The 16,967-nt window shown below is 50.3% G+C and carries 16 protein-coding genes; 3 read left to right on the top strand and 13 right to left on the bottom strand.

Features of this window, described 5'->3' with window-relative positions:
• Positions 1-21 precede the first annotated feature (21 nt).
• The 3 genes from rsmD (at position 22) to P1U47_RS08250 (ending at position 1,730) form a co-directional block, all read left to right on the top strand.
• Positions 22-651, top strand: coding sequence for a 16S rRNA (guanine(966)-N(2))-methyltransferase RsmD (gene rsmD / locus P1U47_RS08260; RefSeq protein WP_301028254.1), 630 nt, complete (start codon positions 22-24; stop codon positions 649-651).
• A gap of 77 nt (positions 652-728) precedes the next feature.
• Positions 729-1,109, top strand: coding sequence for a hypothetical protein (locus P1U47_RS08255; protein WP_301028252.1), 381 nt, complete (start codon positions 729-731; stop codon positions 1,107-1,109).
• A gap of 117 nt (positions 1,110-1,226) precedes the next feature.
• Positions 1,227-1,730, top strand: coding sequence for a DUF411 domain-containing protein (locus P1U47_RS08250; RefSeq protein WP_301028250.1), 504 nt, complete (start codon positions 1,227-1,229; stop codon positions 1,728-1,730).
• Here P1U47_RS08250 and P1U47_RS08245 read toward each other — a convergent pair.
• The 13 genes from P1U47_RS08245 to P1U47_RS08185 all read right to left on the bottom strand — a co-directional run bounded on the left by P1U47_RS08245 (position 1,708) and on the right by P1U47_RS08185 (position 16,907).
• Positions 1,708-3,309 carry a cellulase family glycosylhydrolase gene (locus P1U47_RS08245; protein WP_301028248.1) on the bottom strand — a complete coding sequence of 534 codons (1,602 nt, stop codon included), beginning with the start codon at positions 3,307-3,309 and terminating at the stop codon, positions 1,708-1,710. The two genes, P1U47_RS08250 and P1U47_RS08245, sit on opposite strands and share 23 nt — an antisense overlap.
• Before the next feature lie 208 nt (positions 3,310-3,517).
• Entirely contained in the window at positions 3,518-6,880 is a 3,363-nt protein-coding gene (locus P1U47_RS08240) for a DUF2126 domain-containing protein (protein ID WP_301028247.1), read from the bottom strand.
• Positions 6,881-7,248: 368 nt separating this feature from the next.
• Positions 7,249-8,304, bottom strand: coding sequence for a hypothetical protein (locus tag P1U47_RS08235; protein ID WP_301028246.1), 1,056 nt, complete (start codon positions 8,302-8,304; stop codon positions 7,249-7,251).
• Between the two features lie 164 nt (positions 8,305-8,468).
• Positions 8,469-9,848 (bottom strand): tetratricopeptide repeat protein, encoded by a 1,380-nt coding sequence (locus P1U47_RS08230; RefSeq protein WP_301028245.1) that lies wholly within the window; start codon positions 9,846-9,848, stop codon positions 8,469-8,471.
• Positions 9,848-10,447 carry an energy transducer TonB gene (locus P1U47_RS08225; RefSeq protein WP_301028244.1) on the bottom strand — a complete coding sequence of 200 codons (600 nt, stop codon included), beginning with the start codon at positions 10,445-10,447 and terminating at the stop codon, positions 9,848-9,850. The genes P1U47_RS08230 and P1U47_RS08225 overlap by 1 nt, the downstream gene beginning before the upstream one ends.
• Positions 10,448-10,452: 5 nt before the next feature.
• Complete coding sequence (locus tag P1U47_RS08220; protein WP_301028243.1) at positions 10,453-10,860, bottom strand: biopolymer transporter ExbD; 408 nt, start codon at positions 10,858-10,860, stop codon at positions 10,453-10,455.
• Positions 10,861-10,870: 10 nt separating this feature from the next.
• Positions 10,871-11,398 (bottom strand): MotA/TolQ/ExbB proton channel family protein, encoded by a 528-nt coding sequence (locus tag P1U47_RS08215; protein ID WP_301028242.1) that lies wholly within the window; start codon positions 11,396-11,398, stop codon positions 10,871-10,873.
• Positions 11,399-11,401: 3 nt separating this feature from the next.
• Entirely contained in the window at positions 11,402-12,790 is a 1,389-nt protein-coding gene (locus P1U47_RS08210) for a MotA/TolQ/ExbB proton channel family protein (protein ID WP_301028241.1), read from the bottom strand.
• Positions 12,790-13,629 (bottom strand): DUF3450 domain-containing protein, encoded by an 840-nt coding sequence (locus tag P1U47_RS08205; protein ID WP_301028239.1) that lies wholly within the window; start codon positions 13,627-13,629, stop codon positions 12,790-12,792. Before P1U47_RS08205 ends, P1U47_RS08210 begins: the two co-directional genes overlap by 1 nt.
• Before the next feature lie 303 nt (positions 13,630-13,932).
• Entirely contained in the window at positions 13,933-14,451 is a 519-nt protein-coding gene (locus P1U47_RS08200; RefSeq protein ID WP_301028237.1) for a dihydrofolate reductase, read from the bottom strand.
• 13 nt (positions 14,452-14,464) lie between these two features.
• Complete coding sequence (locus tag P1U47_RS08195; protein WP_301028236.1) at positions 14,465-15,304, bottom strand: thymidylate synthase; 840 nt, start codon at positions 15,302-15,304, stop codon at positions 14,465-14,467.
• A gap of 1 nt (position 15,305) precedes the next feature.
• A complete protein-coding gene (gene lgt / locus P1U47_RS08190; RefSeq protein ID WP_301028234.1) occupies positions 15,306-16,112 on the bottom strand; it encodes a prolipoprotein diacylglyceryl transferase in 807 nt (268 codons plus the stop codon).
• A gap of 3 nt (positions 16,113-16,115) precedes the next feature.
• The gene (locus P1U47_RS08185; protein WP_301028232.1) at positions 16,116-16,907 is read right to left on the bottom strand and encodes a sulfite exporter TauE/SafE family protein; all 792 of its coding nucleotides are present in this window, start codon (positions 16,905-16,907) and stop codon (positions 16,116-16,118) included.
• Positions 16,908-16,967: the final 60 nt, after the last annotated feature.

The following is a 16,967-nucleotide window of genomic DNA, read 5'->3' as shown; positions in this document are numbered from 1 at the left end:
GTAACTGGCACCGGAAACACCATGCCCAAAGCCCCTCGCAATTCAAGCAATTCAGCGCCCAAAGCAAGCACAAGTACCCGCCAACAGGGTAGCCTGCGGATTATTGGCGGCCAGTGGCGCAGCCGCAAGCTGGATTTTGAGGGCGCTGCTGGCCTGCGCCCAACCAGCGACCGCATTCGCGAAACCCTGTTCAACTGGCTAAACCCAACGATTCACGGCGCGCGCTGCCTCGATTTATTTGCTGGCTCTGGAGCCTTGGGGCTAGAGGCGCTGTCGCGCTATGCCGCGCACTGTGATTTTGTCGACACCGATCGCAATAGCTGCCAGCAAATCCGCCAACAACTGGAAAACCTGCGCTGCCCACACGCCACTGTACACAGCAAAGAAGCCTTGGCTTTTTTGGGGAAAAGCGCACAAAGCTACAATATTATTTTTCTCGACCCACCATTTCACTTGGACTTGCTAGCCCCCGTTATCGCCAACTTAGCCAAGCAGGCGCTAAAGCCCCACACCCAAATCTATGTAGAAACCGCCAGCGACGAGGCCCTGCCCGCCCTACCCGCCAATTGGCAGATTGATAAAGAAAAGAAAGCCGGACAGGTGGTATACCGGCTAATCTCAGTAATAGAAGACCTCGAACAGCCAGCTTGACCTATTGACCAAGCCGGTCGAGAATAGCAAACCATCTGCGCACTAAGTGGTACACCACTATTTATGGCACCCGTTTAATGGCAAATAAGCAAACTAGGCATCTCCATATTGTTTTGCTATTACTGAGCTTACTTGCTCAGTCGTTTGCCTATGCCTACGCCCCCTGCCCAGAGCAAATGAATATGGGCGGCTCAGCCATGGGGGCAATGCCTATTGATCACAGCGCCATGAACATGGCCGAGTCGGCGGCAAAGGATTTAATGCAAGACAGCAGCGACAACTGCTGCAACACCCAGCAAAACGAATGCCCTAAAAGCAGTTGCGCGACCGCCGCATTACTGAGCAGCAGCACTATCATCAAGCTACACCCAGCACCGCAAATGCGCGCTATACCTACTATTAAACACCCCAAACCCGCCCCGCTCATCAGCCTTTACCGCCCTCCCATCCATAGCTAGCGCAGGATAATTGCGCCTACATTTTGGGCCAATTGCTGTAAACAAACTCAATACACGGCTACTTGTATGCCGACCTTGTTTTATTGACTTAAAAGCTATGTTTATCGCGGAGCGATCATGTCTATTTCTAAACTAAAGACCAGTCTATTTCTTTTGGTAATGGCTGCAGTAGTAAGTGCCAATAGCTACGGCGAAAATGCCGCTGCACCATTCCAACGTGCAGCAAGCACAGAGTTATCAGTACACAAAAACCCTAACTGCGGATGCTGCGGCGCATGGATTGAACACGCCCAGCAGCAAGGCTTTACGACCACGGTGCAAAACCACGTCAACCTAAATGCGCTAAAAGCTGAGCTGGGCATTCCCGCCAACCTTCAAGCCTGCCACACCTCAGTATCTAGCGACGGCTTTGTATTTGAAGGCCATATACCCGCACGCTATATCACCCAATTTTTAGCGGAGAAACCCAGTGGCGCCCGCGGCTTAATCGTCGCGAACATGCCAATGGGTAGTCCCGGCATGGATATGGGCAGAGGTTTTCAAGCCTACGATATTTTGCTGCTATTAAACGACGGCAGCACCGAGATTTACGCCACTATTAATAGTCCAAAGCAGCAGTAGACCGGCGAACAACAACTTCGACTTCACCTTCGCAGCTACTATTGTGCAGCATCAACAAATTGGCGCCGGTGGCAGAGACCACGCTCGCGCCACTAACCTCCACCTCGTAACCATTGGGGTAGTGTATTTGCGGCAGGTAAATTTGAGTGTCGGCGCCTGCGGGACGAATTTGATAGCGATAGTGGAAGTCGCCGCTAATACTGTCGAAGGACAATTCCAGTGGAATACCCGCTGTGGCTTGGGGGTAGCTACGCTCTAATTCTTTGAGTTTATCCAGTTTCACACTATTCAAGTTGCTGTCGTCGCTGAACAAGCCTTGCGCGCCAGTTTCTTGGGATTGAGTGGTAGGGTCACTCCAATTTTTATAGGCCCAGTACTGCCAGCCTGTTAAATGGCTATCTGCCAAGCTCGCCACCCTATTTAGGAGCACCGGATCGTCGCTTGCACCAAATTCGGTCACAAGCTCCACCGCGCCAATGCGTTCGCTGGTAATTCGCGCCTGCTCAAAGACCTTACCCTCGAATCCTTGGCAGGTGTCTGGCAGTACATCGGGAATCGGCAAGCCGAGTTCTGCTGCTTGCAACAAGGCCGTTAGAGGGCAGTAGTTATGCACCGAATAGCCAAGCTGCAATTCGCCGGCTATGGGGGTAAATCCGGTAGGCGTACCCGTGCCACCGGCCAGTAGCTGCGGTTCGATCCAAACCATATTATTGGCGTCAACGCCGCGGATAGCGGTGATCGCTCGTTCGAAGAATGGCTGTATTTCGCGGTCAGATGCAGGGCAGCCTAAACCTGGTAAAATACATGTTGCCCACTCAAGACCTGCCCAAGGTTCGTTGAGCAAATCGTAGCCCATGCTATAGGGTTGATCCGCCCAACGGCTGGCGAGCGCCTGCCACGCATCGCTATATCCCTGCCAGATTGGACCTCGTTCGGCCCATAGCTTATCGAAACTTTCAGAGACCTGGGGAGTGAAGTAATTGAAGGGGAAACCCAGCGCTGGCGAACCCAATAAACGGGTCATTAAACCTTGCGGAATGCCCCATTCTGGCACCCCCTCGCCCTGATATATCTCACCGAGCATATCTTGATGAAAATCGAAGAGTATCCAGATACCTCGCTCGGCTAATAACTGCACAACACGATCCCACTGCTCGAGGTAATTCTGGTCGATTTCCCCCGGCGCGGTCGGCGAGACACCTATCCATAAGGTGCCAATACGCGCGGTATTAAAACCGTGTTCAAGCAACCAATCGGCATCTGCTGCGGTAAACCCTTCGGGGCTGTTTGGCGGAAAATACGGCGCCAACTTCCACACCAAGTTAACCCCGTGACTGATAACCACACGCTGATGCTGATCCACCAACCAGCGACCATCACGTTGCAAACGCGGTATGGCTGAACCTGAAGGCTCGGCATTGCACATCGCCGCGCTGCCATTATCACTAGCAGTAATCGACGGCTCGGCAAGACTAGCAGCGGGTGTAGACGATTTGCTCTGATTGCAGCCCAGTAACGCCGAGCCAAGCAGTATCATACTCAACAGCCCACGCCAGTGAGCCTTTGGGAAAACAGTCATGGTTTCAATCCGCTTTGTTAAATATCGCCCTAATGCGGCCGACGTCATTGAAAAAAATAATATTACAATACATCCCCCAATCGTAGAGATGCCATTGTGTAAACTGTGAACTAAAGCCTGCACCCTAAATACAAAAATGGCCATGTACTCAATACACGGCCATTTGTTTAACGGGGCAGACCCGCTTTAGAAGTACTAGTTACATTTTTTAACCTATCCAGTTGGGCTGCCGACGGAGGTCGAGAGTATGGGGATACTCACCTGGCGACTCCTCCGGTGGCGGCGCCAACGGCCGCGGCGGCTCGGGAAAGAACTCCCTTACTGCGTCGAGGTCTGGCCGTGGCGTATACGGCCCTGGGGTATGCTCTAGCGTACCAAAACGATTGCCGCGCCTCGCCTCTGCCTCCATTGCATTAACAGGGAAGGTTTCATAGCTACGACCGCCTGGATGCGATACATGATAGCTACAGCCACCCATAGAGCGTCCGGTCCAGGTGTCAATTAGATCGAAGATAAGCGGGGTATGTACCCCAATAGTGGGATGCAGGGCCGATGGTGGCGCCCAAGCGCGGTAGCGCACCCCTGCCACGTACTCGCCATGGGTAGCGGTGTTGCGCAGCGGCACGCGACGGCCATTACAGGCGAGAATATAGCGGCCATCCGTTAAGCCACTTACCTTCACTTGCAAGCGCTCTACCGAGGAGTCCACGTAACGCGCGGTGCCAAAACTGCCGACCTCTTCACCCAATACATTCCACGGTTCTACCGCCCAGCGCAGTTCAATTTCAATCTCGTCGAGCTTCACTCGACCGTAATGAGGGAAACGGAATTCCTCAAATGGTAGCAGCCATTCTGCTTTGAAGGGGTAGCCATGAGCCTGTAAATCGGCGACCACTTCGTTCATATCCTGCCACAGGTAGTGAGGCATCATAAACTTATCGTGCAATGCCGTACCCCAACGCACCAACGGCTTTTTATAGGGTTCAGCCCAAAACCGCGCTACCAAGGTTCTAATCAGCAGTGCTTGGACCAAGGCCATACGGCTGTGGGGGGGCATTTCAAAACCGCGAAACTCCAACAAGCCCAAGCGCCCCGTTGCACTGTTTGGCGCATACAGTTTATCGATACAGAATTCGGCGCGATGGGTATTGCCGGTAATATCTATGAGCAAGTTGCGCATGAGCCGGTCGACCAACCACGGCTGGTCAGCCAAACCTTCGGGCATTTGCTGAAATGCAATTTCCATCTCGTAGAGCATTTCATCCCGCCCCTCATCAGCGCGGGGCGCCTGACTGGTGGGGCCAACAAAGGCGCCAGAGAAGATATAAGACAAGCTGGGGTGGTGCTGCCAAAAAGTCACTAAGCTGCGCAGCAGGTCAGGCCTACGTAGCACTGGGCTGTCGGCCGGTGTCGCCCCACCAAGGGTGATATGGTTACCGCCTCCAGTGCCGGTGTGGCGCCCGTCGAGCATGAATTTCTCGGCGCCCAAGCGACACTCCCGCGCCGCTGCATATAGCTCGGTCGTGTTAGCGACCAGCTCCTGCCAGTTAGACGTGGGGTGCACATTCACTTCGATAACACCAGGGTCTGGCGTTACCAATAGTTTTTGAATACGCGGATCTCGCGGTGGCTCGTAGCCTTCGATGATTACCGGTACTGCCAGCTCATCGGCGGTTTCTTCAATAGCGGCCACCAGCTCAATATAATGCTCGAGACTGTGCAAAGGCGGCATAAAAATATGCACTTTACCGCCGCGAGCCTCAATGCACATCGCCGTGCGTACCAGTGGTAGAGTACCATCAAGGGCATCGGCAATCGCCTTACTCGCACCCTGTAATTTCTGCGGCGTGGGCGGGTTAGACTCCAGCGGGAAATGAATAGCCTCCCGCGCCTGTAAATCGCCGCGGGGGTCAAAGGGGTCACGGTCTGCGGGTATTTCGGGGGTCATAGACTCCGGCAAATCACCCAGTGGCAAACGTAAGCCCATCGGCGAATCGCCCGGCGTGAGAATAAGGCGCTCGCGTTTCACATTCCAAATACTACTGCTCCACTCGCCAGTGGCAGGGTCGCAGGCCAGCGGTACAATATAGCCACTGGGGTCTTTAAAACCACGCTCCAGCAGGCGCGCCAAGCGGCGGCGACCTAAATCGTCGCTGATTTTAGCGGCGAGAATATCAATATTTTGGGGTATTTTTTGCTCTTGCAATAAATAGTGCAAAGCGTCTTCATAGGCCGGCTGCACATAGTCTTTGGCTAGGCTCAGGAGGCCAGCTAGCTTAACTGCAAACTTTTCGGCATTTTTAACTGTGTGGCCGTAGTCTTGATCAATTCGGGCTAGCAGCTCGGGCTTAGTCCACAGCGGTTCACCATCTTTGCGCCAGAACAAACCCAGCGCCCAGCGGGGCACTTCTTCACCGGGATACCACTTGCCCTGTCCGTAATGCAGCAAGCCAGTATTGGCAAAATGGTTGCGCAACTTCAGCAGCAAGGTTTTTGCCAAGCGCAATTTATCGGCGCCTAAGGCCTCAATATTCCACTGCGCAGATTCCATGTCGTCTACCGATACAAAGGTCGGCTCGCCACCCATTGTCAGGCGGACATCTTTAGCCACTAAATCGCGATCAACCGCATCGCCCAGTAACAAAATATCTGCCCATTGGTCATCGCTATAGGGTTTGGTTACGCGCGGGTCTTCGTGAGCTCGCACAACTTCATTGGTGTAGTCAAACTCAACTTCACACTCATCGGTGTAGCCCTCTATGGGCGCCGCCGAAACAGGGTCTGGCGTGCAGGCTAGGGGAATGTGACCTTCGCTCGCAAATAAACCCGAAGTTGGATCTAGGCCTATCCAGCCAGCGCCGGGAATATACACCTCGCACCAAGCGTGTAGGTCGGTAAAATCTTTCTCTGGTCCGCTGGGGCCATCGAGGGATTTCTCGTCTGAACTCAGTTGCACCAGATAGCCAGAGGCAAAGCGTGCAGCCAAGCCCAAGTGACGGAAAAGTTGAACCAATAGCCACGCGGAATCACGGCAGGAGCCTTTGGCAAGAGTAAGCGTTTCTTCCGGCGTTTGAACGCCGGGCTCAAAGCGTATGCAATACTCAATTTTCTTTTCAAGAATCTGGTTCACTTCCACCAAAAAGTCATTCATTGCCCTTGGGGCTTTAGAAATCGACTTTAAGAGCTTATTGAAATTCTTGCCCTGCTTTTCCTTTTCTAAATACGGAGTAAGCTCTTTCTTAAGCTGCTTTTTGTAGTAAAACGGGAATTTTTCAGCGTATTCTTCTAGAAAAAAATCAAAGGGATTTATCACCGTCATATCGGCGATAACTTCTACCTCAATCGAAAACTTATCGGTTTTCTCTGGAAATACTAAACGACCTAGATAGTTGCCAAACGCGTCCTGTTGCCAATTTAGAAAGTGAGCTTCTGGAACTACTTTCATGCTATAGCTATGGATAGGAGTACGACTATGAGGCGCGGGCCGTAAACGAATGATGTGGGGCGACAAATTGACCAGTCGGTCAAACTTGTAATAGGTTTTGTGGTGAATAGCCACGCGAATTGTCATTACATCTCCTGCGGAAGCCGCATTTTAATCAAGCCCGATCATTGATTCATTGGTATTACAAGTCTGCGGCCAATGATTCCCTATTCGAAAATATCCTTTACTTTCAAAACTTACGTTTCGATTTGCCACATACAATGCCTATAAACGGCAGACTAGTGAATTAACTCACCTGCATATATCGCGCCAAATTGAAATATTAGGTCTAACGACTAACTAATTAGCTGGATTCAGCGTGCGCCAAATTACACAGCCTTTAGCGCACTAGCTGAACAGTAATTACTTGAAATAGCCGCTGTTGTCGCAGCCTATTATTATGAGACAACGACGTTACAAGTTACTACTCAAACTTGCGCTATAACTCGCTCGGGCTATCGGGAAAAGTATACATCTAGCTTTATTGTGAAACTGGCCTCTGCATTCCAGTTGTTATTCCGAGGAAAAAACACCTCAGGACTAGCCGTTACAAAGACCCACTCTTCATAGAGCTTGTAGGTGTAACTTGTACCAATAAAATAGGCGGATAACTGTGCTTGAAATTCAGTTGAAAACACCAATCCTGCTCGGTAATCCACTGAACTCCGATCAGACAATCTCTGGCTTAACGAAAAGACATGTACATTTTGGAAATAATCATATTGATCCTCGTACTCGAGCACCGTCCAATAACGCAAGCCCAGCAGGTCTCCCAAGGGGCGTCGCAACTCAAACTCCGACGTCTCACCCCAGCCACGATCACTAAAATACCACACTTCCTGCAGGAACTCGGGCGTCCATGCGCCCCAATTATTGAACGGCCTGCGCAGCCGATAACGCCCGAAGCCCACTAACGGCGCCTTTAATTTAATACCTAATCGCGCCGAGCGCTTCCATTTATGCCACTCGCTATCGGGAGTTATTTCTATACCCGAAACAGACTCCTTTCGACTAAAGCGCTCTCCAGTTGAATTGCTACGCACTCGCTCTTCTAAAGAATTCTCACTCGCTTCATCACTACTAAAAAACAGCTTCATTTTGCGCTGCGTATTGGGTAGGTCAAACTTAGCCTTTACGCGAACGTCGGTTTGGATCTCGCCATGCTCTTCCCATGTCTGCTTAAGTTGAATCTTAACGTAGCTTTCGTTTTTATAATCTGGCGGCGCATCTTCTTTACTAAAATAACGGTCTACACCTTCGGCAAAATCTACCCACGATTCAGACCATTCATCTCGGGTTTCTTCTGCGCTTAAGATTGAACGTTTGAAAAATCCTTCTTGGGGCTGATCTGAATCTATTGAATTGCCCAATGCCGCAGACGAAAAAGCCAAAATAGCAGCGCAACTCAGTGGCCAAATATTGATGCCGGTGATAGCGACTGGCGTTAAAGACCGACACAAACCATATAGAGCCCGAACGCCAACGTCTACTGCGCAATCAGAGGGTAACATTCGCTTACTCATTGTTTTTATACATTACTCTGGTAAAACAACGCCTCAAATAATTGTAGTCGAATATCATATTATCACCACACGTACACGCCACTTTTGATCAAACATTACCGCCCACAAAAAAAGGCACCCGAAGGTGCCTTTAATCAAAAGTTCAAAGCTATTTATTCGGCCAGTGCAGCCTGACGTTCTAGCTCTTTAGCCATAAACGCCATCCACTGTGTGGCGTAGTCTTTAGACTTCTCACTTTTAGCCGCTTCTTTAAAGGCCTTTTTAGCACCTTCATATTCTTGTAGATTAAAGCGTGCCATGCCCAGCACCAAGTAAGCGGTATCTGGACGCTTGAGATCACCCTTCTTAAACGCGTTTTCAATCGCCTTTTCGGCTTTATCAAACTCGTCATTATCTAGGTAAATATTTCCCAAACGCGACCACAGCTCGCCCTTATCAGACTTCGCCGCCGCTTTTTCCATTTCTGGAATCGCGCGCTTTAACTCCTGAGCCTGACGCCAAGCATTACCTAGCAATTCAAGGTTCTTAGAGGTAGCAGGTATATCGCCTTTCTTAATACCTTTATCAAGCACCTTAGCTGCTTTGTACGGCACTTCCTGAGACAGGAAGAGATACGCCATATTAATCAGCTCTTTATCATTATCTAGAACGCCCTCAGTGTAAGCCGTCTCCATCGCTGCAGTCGCTTTACTGTCCATTTTCAGTTCGTTATACATAGATGAAAGCTGGAGCCAGTAGGCTTTCTTCTGGTAATGCTTTAAGGTTTCTTCAAGAATCGCTGTTACGCGCTTGATATCATTCTTTTCATAGTACAAAAAGCGCTGCAAACCCCACCACTGCTCTTTAGGAATCTTGCCACGGCTGGTGTAGTCATCAATAGCAACTTCGATGTACTTCAACGCCCGATCTAGATCCTTGAGCTGGTAGTAACCCTGCGACAGCAGTGCATAAGCACCGGCACCAGGATCTTCTTGCATATCTTTTTTCGCTTTAAACCATTCCTGCAGAGTTTTTACGCCGTTCTTGTAATCCTCTTTCACGAAGTAAAGCTGAGCGATGGTGTACTTGGTGTTTAACTCCATCGCCTCCGGAATATCCGGCTGCTTCACCACGTTGCGGTATGCGTCCAAAGCTAAATCGTACTTTTCCTGCGTAAAGTAAATAAACGCATACATATTGTACAAATTAGCAAGCTCATAGCTATTGAGTGAATTCCGCCCTTCTTTATCGCGAAGTTCATTCAGCAGATTAATCGCTTGGCTATACTTTTTCTCGTCCGCAGCAATCTGCGCTTCATTTAATTTCTCATAAATTTTAGCGCGGATTGCTGGCGTTCTACGTGTGCTCTTTTTGGGCTTCTCTTTTTTATCAGCGGCGTGGGCAATGCCCACGCTTTGCTCACCAATCAGTGGCTGCAATGCGGTACTTACTACCGGCATTGCAAACACTGTGGCGACACCTAAGACCAGAGAACAACCCAGCTTGACCAACACCGGACGCATCGCTTTAGTGCTCGAGTGATAATCAGACATTATTTCTCCAACTCATAAGTGAACCGGTTTTGTATGCCCGGCACCTCAATAGGCTCGCCGTCGGACACACGCGGTTTGTACTTAAACTTCTCTGCTGCCTTTACGGAGGCTCGCTCAAAATAGCCGGACGGCTCGCAATCTACGGCGACGATATCACGGGTGGTACCCGCTTTTGTTACCGTGTACTCAACCGTACAATAACCCGTAACACCCCGACTTTGCGCACGACGCGGATAAATTGGCGCAACTTTGACGATTGGCAAATACTCACCATCGGAAGCTGAAAGCCCCCCAGCAGTATTTGTCAAATCGACACTCTGAGTTGGAGTCATGTTGACAACTTCCATATTTGGATTGATGTCTTCCATCTCAGGTTGATCCATATCCGGTGGTGGCTCGTCTGGCTCCTTCGGCTTATCAGGCTTGCTGTCCTTCATTGTTTCAATTTTGGTGTCCGGCATTTGAATATCGGCCAGCTTCGTACGCGGTTTTTCATCCAGCGTTTTATCAGCCATCTCGATAAGCGAAGGCATTATGATGAACAGCGCTGCTGTCACCAAAAATGCCAATGCGGCACCATATAAAAGTCGAATATTCATATTGATCAGCTGTCTTCAGTGGCCAATGAAACATCGTATACACCAGCCGACCGGCTAGCGTCGATAACCGCAGTAACCGTCTCGGTATTCGAAGCTTTATCAGCCTGAATAACCACGGCACCTTTTGGATTTTCAGCGTGCATCCGCTCTACAATCGAGCGAACTGCGCGCTTGTCTACCCGGCGCTTATCAATCCAGATTTCATTGGTTGCCGTTACAGCAATCAGAATATTAACATTCTCTTTTTTACTTGATGTTGATGCGTCAGGGCGGTTCACCTCGACGCCAGCTTCCTTAATAAAGGACGCTGTTACAATAAAGAAGATCAACATGATAAACACAACGTCGAGCATCGGCGTTAAGTCTATTTCAGAGGGATTATCCTCTTGTCCGCCTCTTTTATTCCTTCTCATGTTAGCTCTCTTAGTGATCTGTTGTCAGATGGTCTTCCAAAAGCTCGCTCTCACGTTCTGCAATACTTTTAACATAAGTATTGATGAAAACGCCTGACAAGGCTGCAACCATACCCGCCATTGTCGGGATTGTTGCTTTTGAAACACCGCCGGCCATCGATTTAGCATCGCCGCCACCTGTTACCGCCATGATGTTAAACACTTCAATCATACCGGTAACAGTACCCAACAATCCCAATAGTGGACACAGTGCCACCATTGTTTGGATCATTGGCAAACTCGCATTAATTTTAAGTGATACTTGCGATATCAACTTTTCGCGAATTCGCTTGGCATTCCAAGATTTACGCTCTGCGCGCTTCTCCCAGCTACCAATGGCACCATTGACGTCTTTCGACAGCTCAAATTTGTAATACCAAAGTCGTTCAAGAGCGAGAGTCCACATCAGAAATGTCAGGCCGGCGATGGCCCAAAGTACGTCGCCGCCTGCATCCATGAATCGTCGAATTATCTCCGCCCATTCATTCAGTAGGTACATCGCTTAATTCCCCGCGTGACCTTCCGTGTGTTCGGCAATGATGCCCGTAGTTTGCTGGTCAAGAACATGGATAATCTTCTTGGCCCGACCGCTCACAAATGTGTGCAGCAGAACTGTTGGGATCGCTACCACCAGACCGAGTACAGTAGTTACCAGTGCACCAGAGATACCGCCAGCCATTGCTTTTGGATCACCAGCACCAAAGATGGTGATGGCCTGGAAGGTGATAATCATACCGGTTACGGTACCCAGCAGACCCAAGAGAGGGGCAACTGCGGCAATAATCTTCAGCAGGTTTAGCGAGTTTTCAAGACGTGGCGTTTCTTTCAGAATTGCTTCTGACAGTTTCAGTTCCAGAGTCTCAGGATCCATGCTTGGATTATCTTCATGGACTTTCAACACGCGACCAAGGCTGTTATTTGGGTTAGCCTTTTTGCTTTTCAGCTGACTGTTAACTTTCATGTCTTCCATAGAAAGTACAATCAAGCGCCAAATTGCAATCAGCATAGCCAGAGCACCGACGGCGCTGATAACGTAACCAACCACACCACCTTGGTGCCAGCGTTCAGTTAACGTTGGGCTGTCAATCAGAGCGGCCAAGTACGAGCCACCAGTAGGACCAGTAGGGTCAATACCGAATGCGCTCATGCCAGAGGTAGAGCTAGCAAGATCTTCTGCCCAGCTCATGTATGGACCACTAGGCTGACGAGACAATACGGCCAGTGTGCCATTCTCTGCAATGTACTGCAGGTATTCGCCATCGCTATTTACAGCGTTGAAGGTACCAACACGGATAACGTCCTGCTCGCTCTTCTCGCCGCCAGCACTGGTTACAGTGGTGCGGAATTTAACAACGCGACCAGACTCAGTCATTTCACGCTGAAGCTCGAACCAAACACGCTCAATCTCTTCGATGCTAGGCAACTCTTCTGCGCCAGACATCTTGCCAATCAAATCATCGATAAACTGTTCGCGCTGAGGGAACTGAATACTGATAAGTGATGACTGGAAGTTAGAACGCAAATCACCAGCGGTAGATGTCAGGTGACCAAACAGCTCGGTCAACGTACCCAGACGCTCTTTCAGCTGACGCTGCTTCTCAACAATAACGGTTTCATTTTCTTCAAAGCTTTTTTCCAGATCGGAAGAACGCTTTTCTTCTGAAGCCAAAGTGCGCTTTGCTTCGTCCAGTGTTTTCTGCTGGTCGTAGCGAGCAGCAGCAAAACGCTGTTCGCGCTCTTTGTGTTCGCGGATTTCTGAAACACGGCCTTGTTCAACCATTTTCAGAAGTTCATCTAGTGACTTGGCGTCTTCGGCCATAGCCGGCATAGCTGCAACGGCAATCAAACCGCTAAACGCAAGCACTGCGGCGTTAAATAGATTACGTTTCATTATTTCGCAGCCTCCGGAGCAGGAATCGGGAGTTTCATAATATCGATAGAAGCCTGCTTATTCGAAATACGCAGACCCTTTTGGATCGCGCCGCGATAGTCGCCAGCATCCAATTCAACCCAGCTACGCTTGTCTTGATCCCAAGCGCCAGACTGCTCGCCATCGGTAGTTTGATACATCAAACCAATGCGACCAATACGCAGGAAGTTAACATCACGCTCAGAACCTTCAACGAGCGCTACGCCTTTGTAGCTATCAATTTTACGACCGTATTCGTTCTCAATTTTGTATGCTTCAAGAACCTGACGGAATTTTTCAGCGATAGAAATATCTGAGCGATCCATATTGTTGCGCAGAAATTCAACACGCTCTTTACGCTCATCGATATGGAAAGGCACGTCTAGAGCAACAAACTGCTCAAGACCGTCAATCATACGAATCAATAAAGGCGTAATTTGACGCTGAATAACCGTTGCATCGTCAACAGACTTTTCTAGACCAGAGATACGACGTAACTGGCCAGTGATTTGCTTTTCAAGACGGCCATTGTAGATGCGCAAACCATCTACTTGCTTCATTACCGTTTTATAGTCTTGTAGCAAATCACCTGTGTCTGCTGCCAGACGGTCGATTTTTACTTGTGACTGTTTCGCTGCTTTAGTTCTTTTTTGACCTACCTCAAGAACTTTGCTAACAGGAATCAGTGGCTTAGGGGGTGGCAGTTGTGCTGCCGCAGGATCTTGCCCAGCAGTTGTAGCTGAGTAGGCCGGCGACACAGCCAGCATACCAACAGCCATACCGACCGCCAGCGCGATTGTTTTCAATCGTTGCGTTTTCATGGGAATTGCTTTTCCTATTTGGGACGTTTAGTGAAAGCAGAGCTTATTATCTAGTTCAGCCGTACGGCCAGTCGTAAGACCGTGCTTTCATACAGCGGAGCTTATTTTAATCATGAGCAAACGTAAGAATCAACGAGAAAACTAAATGTTTCGTAATATAAAAATTATTGCCTTCTCGCTGGGTTGATGCGTTACAAAATCGAGAACTAAGGTAACAACAACTCCTTTCTGAGTAACGTTCAATACGCGCCCTCATCTCGCCGAGATCCCAGAGTGCTGTTTGTTAATTGTACAAATTACTTGCTACTCAACGGAAATCCGCTGCAAAGTGACAAAGCTGTAAGCCAAGCTCTCGGTATTTGTTACGGGGTAACACTCTCTAGCCGTCTCCCGCCACTCATTTTCTGGCAATTCGGGAAACCAAGCGTCGCCATCTAGACTGACATCGACCTCGGTTAAATAGATTTTTTGGGCTTTAGCCAGCGCGCTGCGGTATATCGTCTCGCCGCCAATAACCACAATTTCCAACAAACCCTCCGCCACTGCGTGCGCGGTCGCCAAGGAAATACCGGCATCCACACTGGCGACCACCTCTGCCCCTTCTGCGACATAATCCGCTTGCCGACTCACCACAATATTGCGCCGCCCAGGCAGAGGCCTGCCAATAGACTCCCAAGTCTTGCGCCCCATCACAATGGGCTTAGCCATGGTCGTCGTTTTAAAATGCTTGAGATCTGCCGGCAAGTGCCAAGGCAACTCATTGTTCACACCTATCACGCGGTTATTCGCCATCGCGACAATCATCGAAATACTTACAGACATGAAATCCCCAACATCAAACAGCGATAGGTGCTTTTATACTCGGATAAGGCTCGTAGCCCGCAAACTCAAAATCTTCAAAGTCGTAGTTAAACACCGACTCAGGCCGCCGCTTAATAACGAGCTTCGGCAGCGGCTTTGGTGTGCGCCGGAGCTGCTCTTCAACGATTTCGTCGGTGAGATGGTTTTGATACAAGTGACAATCACCAAAGGTATGCACGAAATCGCCAACATCCAAATCACACTGCTGGGCAATCATGTGCGTTAGCAGAGCATAGCTGGCGATATTGAAAGGCACCCCCAGAAAAAGATCCGCACTGCGCTGATAGAGCTGGCACGACAACCGGCCGTTAGCGACATAAAACTGAAATAAAGTGTGGCAGGGCGGCAGCGCGGCGCGACCACGACGCGCATTCTCCTGCGGGCTTAGCGATTCATCGGGAAGATCTGCTGGGTTCCACGCATTCACCAACAAGCGCCGCGAATCGGGCTTGCGACGAATCATGTCGATAACTTCGCTAATTTGATCGATGGTGCTACCGTCAGGACAGGCCCAACTGCGCCACTGCTTGCCGTAAATAGGCCCTAAATCGCCATTTTCTAGGGCCCATTCATTCCAAATAGATACGCCCCGCTCGCGCAGCCAGTTATTGTCGCAACTGCCCTGCAAAAACCAAATTAACTCGCAAATAATACTGCGCAAATGCACTTTTTTGGTGGTCATCAGCGGGAAACCCTGCTGCAGATCAAAGCGCAGCTGGCGACCAAACACCGAACGCGTACCCACCCCAGTGCGATCACCTTTGTCGGTGCCGTTGTCACGAACATCTCGCAACAAATCGAGATACTGCTGCATATTATTTCCCCACCTTGCCATTGGCTGCGCTGCGTTTATACGCCAACGCCAGTAAAAACCCGCCAATTATAATCATAGGCAGCGATAATTCCTGCCCCCGCGTAAGCCAACCCAGCGCATCGAAGCCAATATGGCGATCGGGCTCACGAACAAACTCCACCACAAAGCGGAAACTTCCGTAGCACAGCAAAAACAAGGCTCCCGCCGCTAGGGGCGGTCGCTGCTTACGGGTAAAGAAAAATAGAATCACAAATAACAACACGCCCTCTAGCGCAAACTGGTAAAGCTGCGACGGATGCCGAGGTAAATGCGATGGGTCGCGCGGGAACAGCATTCCCCACGGGCCATCGGTCGGTCGGCCCCATAACTCCTGACCAATGAAATTACCAATGCGCCCCAGCCCCAAACCAATGGGCGCCAGCGGCGCAATAAAATCCCAGAGCGCCACCACCGGCACTTTGATTTTTCGAGCATATAGCGCCACCGCAATAATCACGCCCAGCAAGCCGCCGTGAAAGGCCATACCGCCTTCCCAGACCCGAAACAGCCACAGCGGATCCTGCAAAAATTGAGGGAAATTATAAAATATGACGTAGCCGAAACGACCACCCAAGATCACCCCAACGGCGCCGTAAAAAATCAAATCCTCCACTTGCGCTTCATTGAGGGGACTCCATGGCTGGTGACTGCGACGCTTTGCCAAAAACCACGCAGCGGCAAAACCTGCCAAATACATCAGCCCGTACCAATGTATCGAAAGTGGCCCAAGCTGCAACGCAACCGGATCGATATCAGGATGTCTCAACATGCCCTACAGTGCTCCCCAAATAAATTGACTGCCAACCACCAATAAAAACCCAGCAAATGCGCGGCGTAGATACACCGCCGACAGGCGCTGCGCCAACTGCGCCCCCCATCTTGCGCAGGGCGCACTTAGTAACACCAAACCCAATAACGCCGGCCAATACACAAAACCAATACTATAGGCTGGTAAGCTCGCGTGACCATAACCGGCAACCATATTGCTCATTGCACCCACAACCGCAATTGGCACCCCGCAGGCTGCTGACGTAGCCACCGCCTTTTGCATTCGCATATTGCACCAAGTCAAGTAGGGCACGCTCAAGGAGCCGCCACCCACACCAAACAGCGCCGAGAAAAAACCGATACCCACACCCACTGGCAACAGCCCCCCCGGCCCAGGCAACTGCCTTGTGGCTGGCGGCTGCATAGCTAAACCCATATACAAAGCAATCACTAAGCAAAAAATTCCGAAGGCAAGCTTAAGCGACTCCGCCGACAGCACGCTCGCGGTGGCAACCCCCAACATCACACCTGCCGCAATACCTGGTGCCAAACCACGCCAGCGCAACCAGTCGATATTGCCCATTTTGTGATGCGTTCGCACCGAACTGAGGGAGCTCACCACAATGGCCGCTAGCGAGGTTCCCACCGCCAGTTGCATCGCAATATTTTCCGGCACCGCTAGGGCCGCAAAGCAAACCACCAGCGCAGGGACAATTACCATGCCACCGCCCACACCAAACAAACCCGCGACAAACCCCGCAATGGCGCCGACCCCAAGATATATCAGCACCACCATAGACCACCTCGACTTCGCGCAAAGCTGCTATTATGACCAGCTCTACTTACAAACAACAGC

This window comes from Zhongshania sp. (genome assembly GCF_029212375.1).
GTDB lineage: Bacteria > Pseudomonadota > Gammaproteobacteria > Pseudomonadales > Spongiibacteraceae > Spongiibacter.
This window is presented reverse-complemented; position numbering and strand designations above follow the sequence as displayed.

Excerpts from the sequence above, each read along its gene's own strand:
- rsmD (WP_301028254.1), top strand. The coding sequence starts at position 22 with ATGCCCAAAGCCCCTCGCAATTCAAGCAATTCAGCGCCCAAAGCAAGC.
- P1U47_RS08255 (WP_301028252.1), top strand. The coding sequence starts at position 729 with ATGGCAAATAAGCAAACTAGGCATCTCCATATTGTTTTGCTATTACTG.
- P1U47_RS08250 (WP_301028250.1), top strand. The coding sequence starts at position 1,227 with ATGTCTATTTCTAAACTAAAGACCAGTCTATTTCTTTTGGTAATGGCT.
- P1U47_RS08245 (WP_301028248.1), bottom strand. The coding sequence starts at position 3,309 with ATGACTGTTTTCCCAAAGGCTCACTGGCGTGGGCTGTTGAGTATGATA.
- P1U47_RS08240 (WP_301028247.1), bottom strand. The coding sequence starts at position 6,880 with ATGACAATTCGCGTGGCTATTCACCACAAAACCTATTACAAGTTTGAC.
- P1U47_RS08235 (WP_301028246.1), bottom strand. The coding sequence starts at position 8,304 with ATGTTACCCTCTGATTGCGCAGTAGACGTTGGCGTTCGGGCTCTATAT.
- P1U47_RS08230 (WP_301028245.1), bottom strand. The coding sequence starts at position 9,848 with ATGTCTGATTATCACTCGAGCACTAAAGCGATGCGTCCGGTGTTGGTC.
- P1U47_RS08225 (WP_301028244.1), bottom strand. The coding sequence starts at position 10,447 with ATGAATATTCGACTTTTATATGGTGCCGCATTGGCATTTTTGGTGACA.
- P1U47_RS08220 (WP_301028243.1), bottom strand. The coding sequence starts at position 10,860 with ATGAGAAGGAATAAAAGAGGCGGACAAGAGGATAATCCCTCTGAAATA.
- P1U47_RS08215 (WP_301028242.1), bottom strand. The coding sequence starts at position 11,398 with ATGTACCTACTGAATGAATGGGCGGAGATAATTCGACGATTCATGGAT.
- P1U47_RS08210 (WP_301028241.1), bottom strand. The coding sequence starts at position 12,790 with ATGAAACGTAATCTATTTAACGCCGCAGTGCTTGCGTTTAGCGGTTTG.
- P1U47_RS08205 (WP_301028239.1), bottom strand. The coding sequence starts at position 13,629 with ATGAAAACGCAACGATTGAAAACAATCGCGCTGGCGGTCGGTATGGCT.
- P1U47_RS08200 (WP_301028237.1), bottom strand. The coding sequence starts at position 14,451 with ATGTCTGTAAGTATTTCGATGATTGTCGCGATGGCGAATAACCGCGTG.
- P1U47_RS08195 (WP_301028236.1), bottom strand. The coding sequence starts at position 15,304 with ATGCAGCAGTATCTCGATTTGTTGCGAGATGTTCGTGACAACGGCACC.
- lgt (WP_301028234.1), bottom strand. The coding sequence starts at position 16,112 with ATGTTGAGACATCCTGATATCGATCCGGTTGCGTTGCAGCTTGGGCCA.
- P1U47_RS08185 (WP_301028232.1), bottom strand. The coding sequence starts at position 16,907 with ATGGTGGTGCTGATATATCTTGGGGTCGGCGCCATTGCGGGGTTTGTC.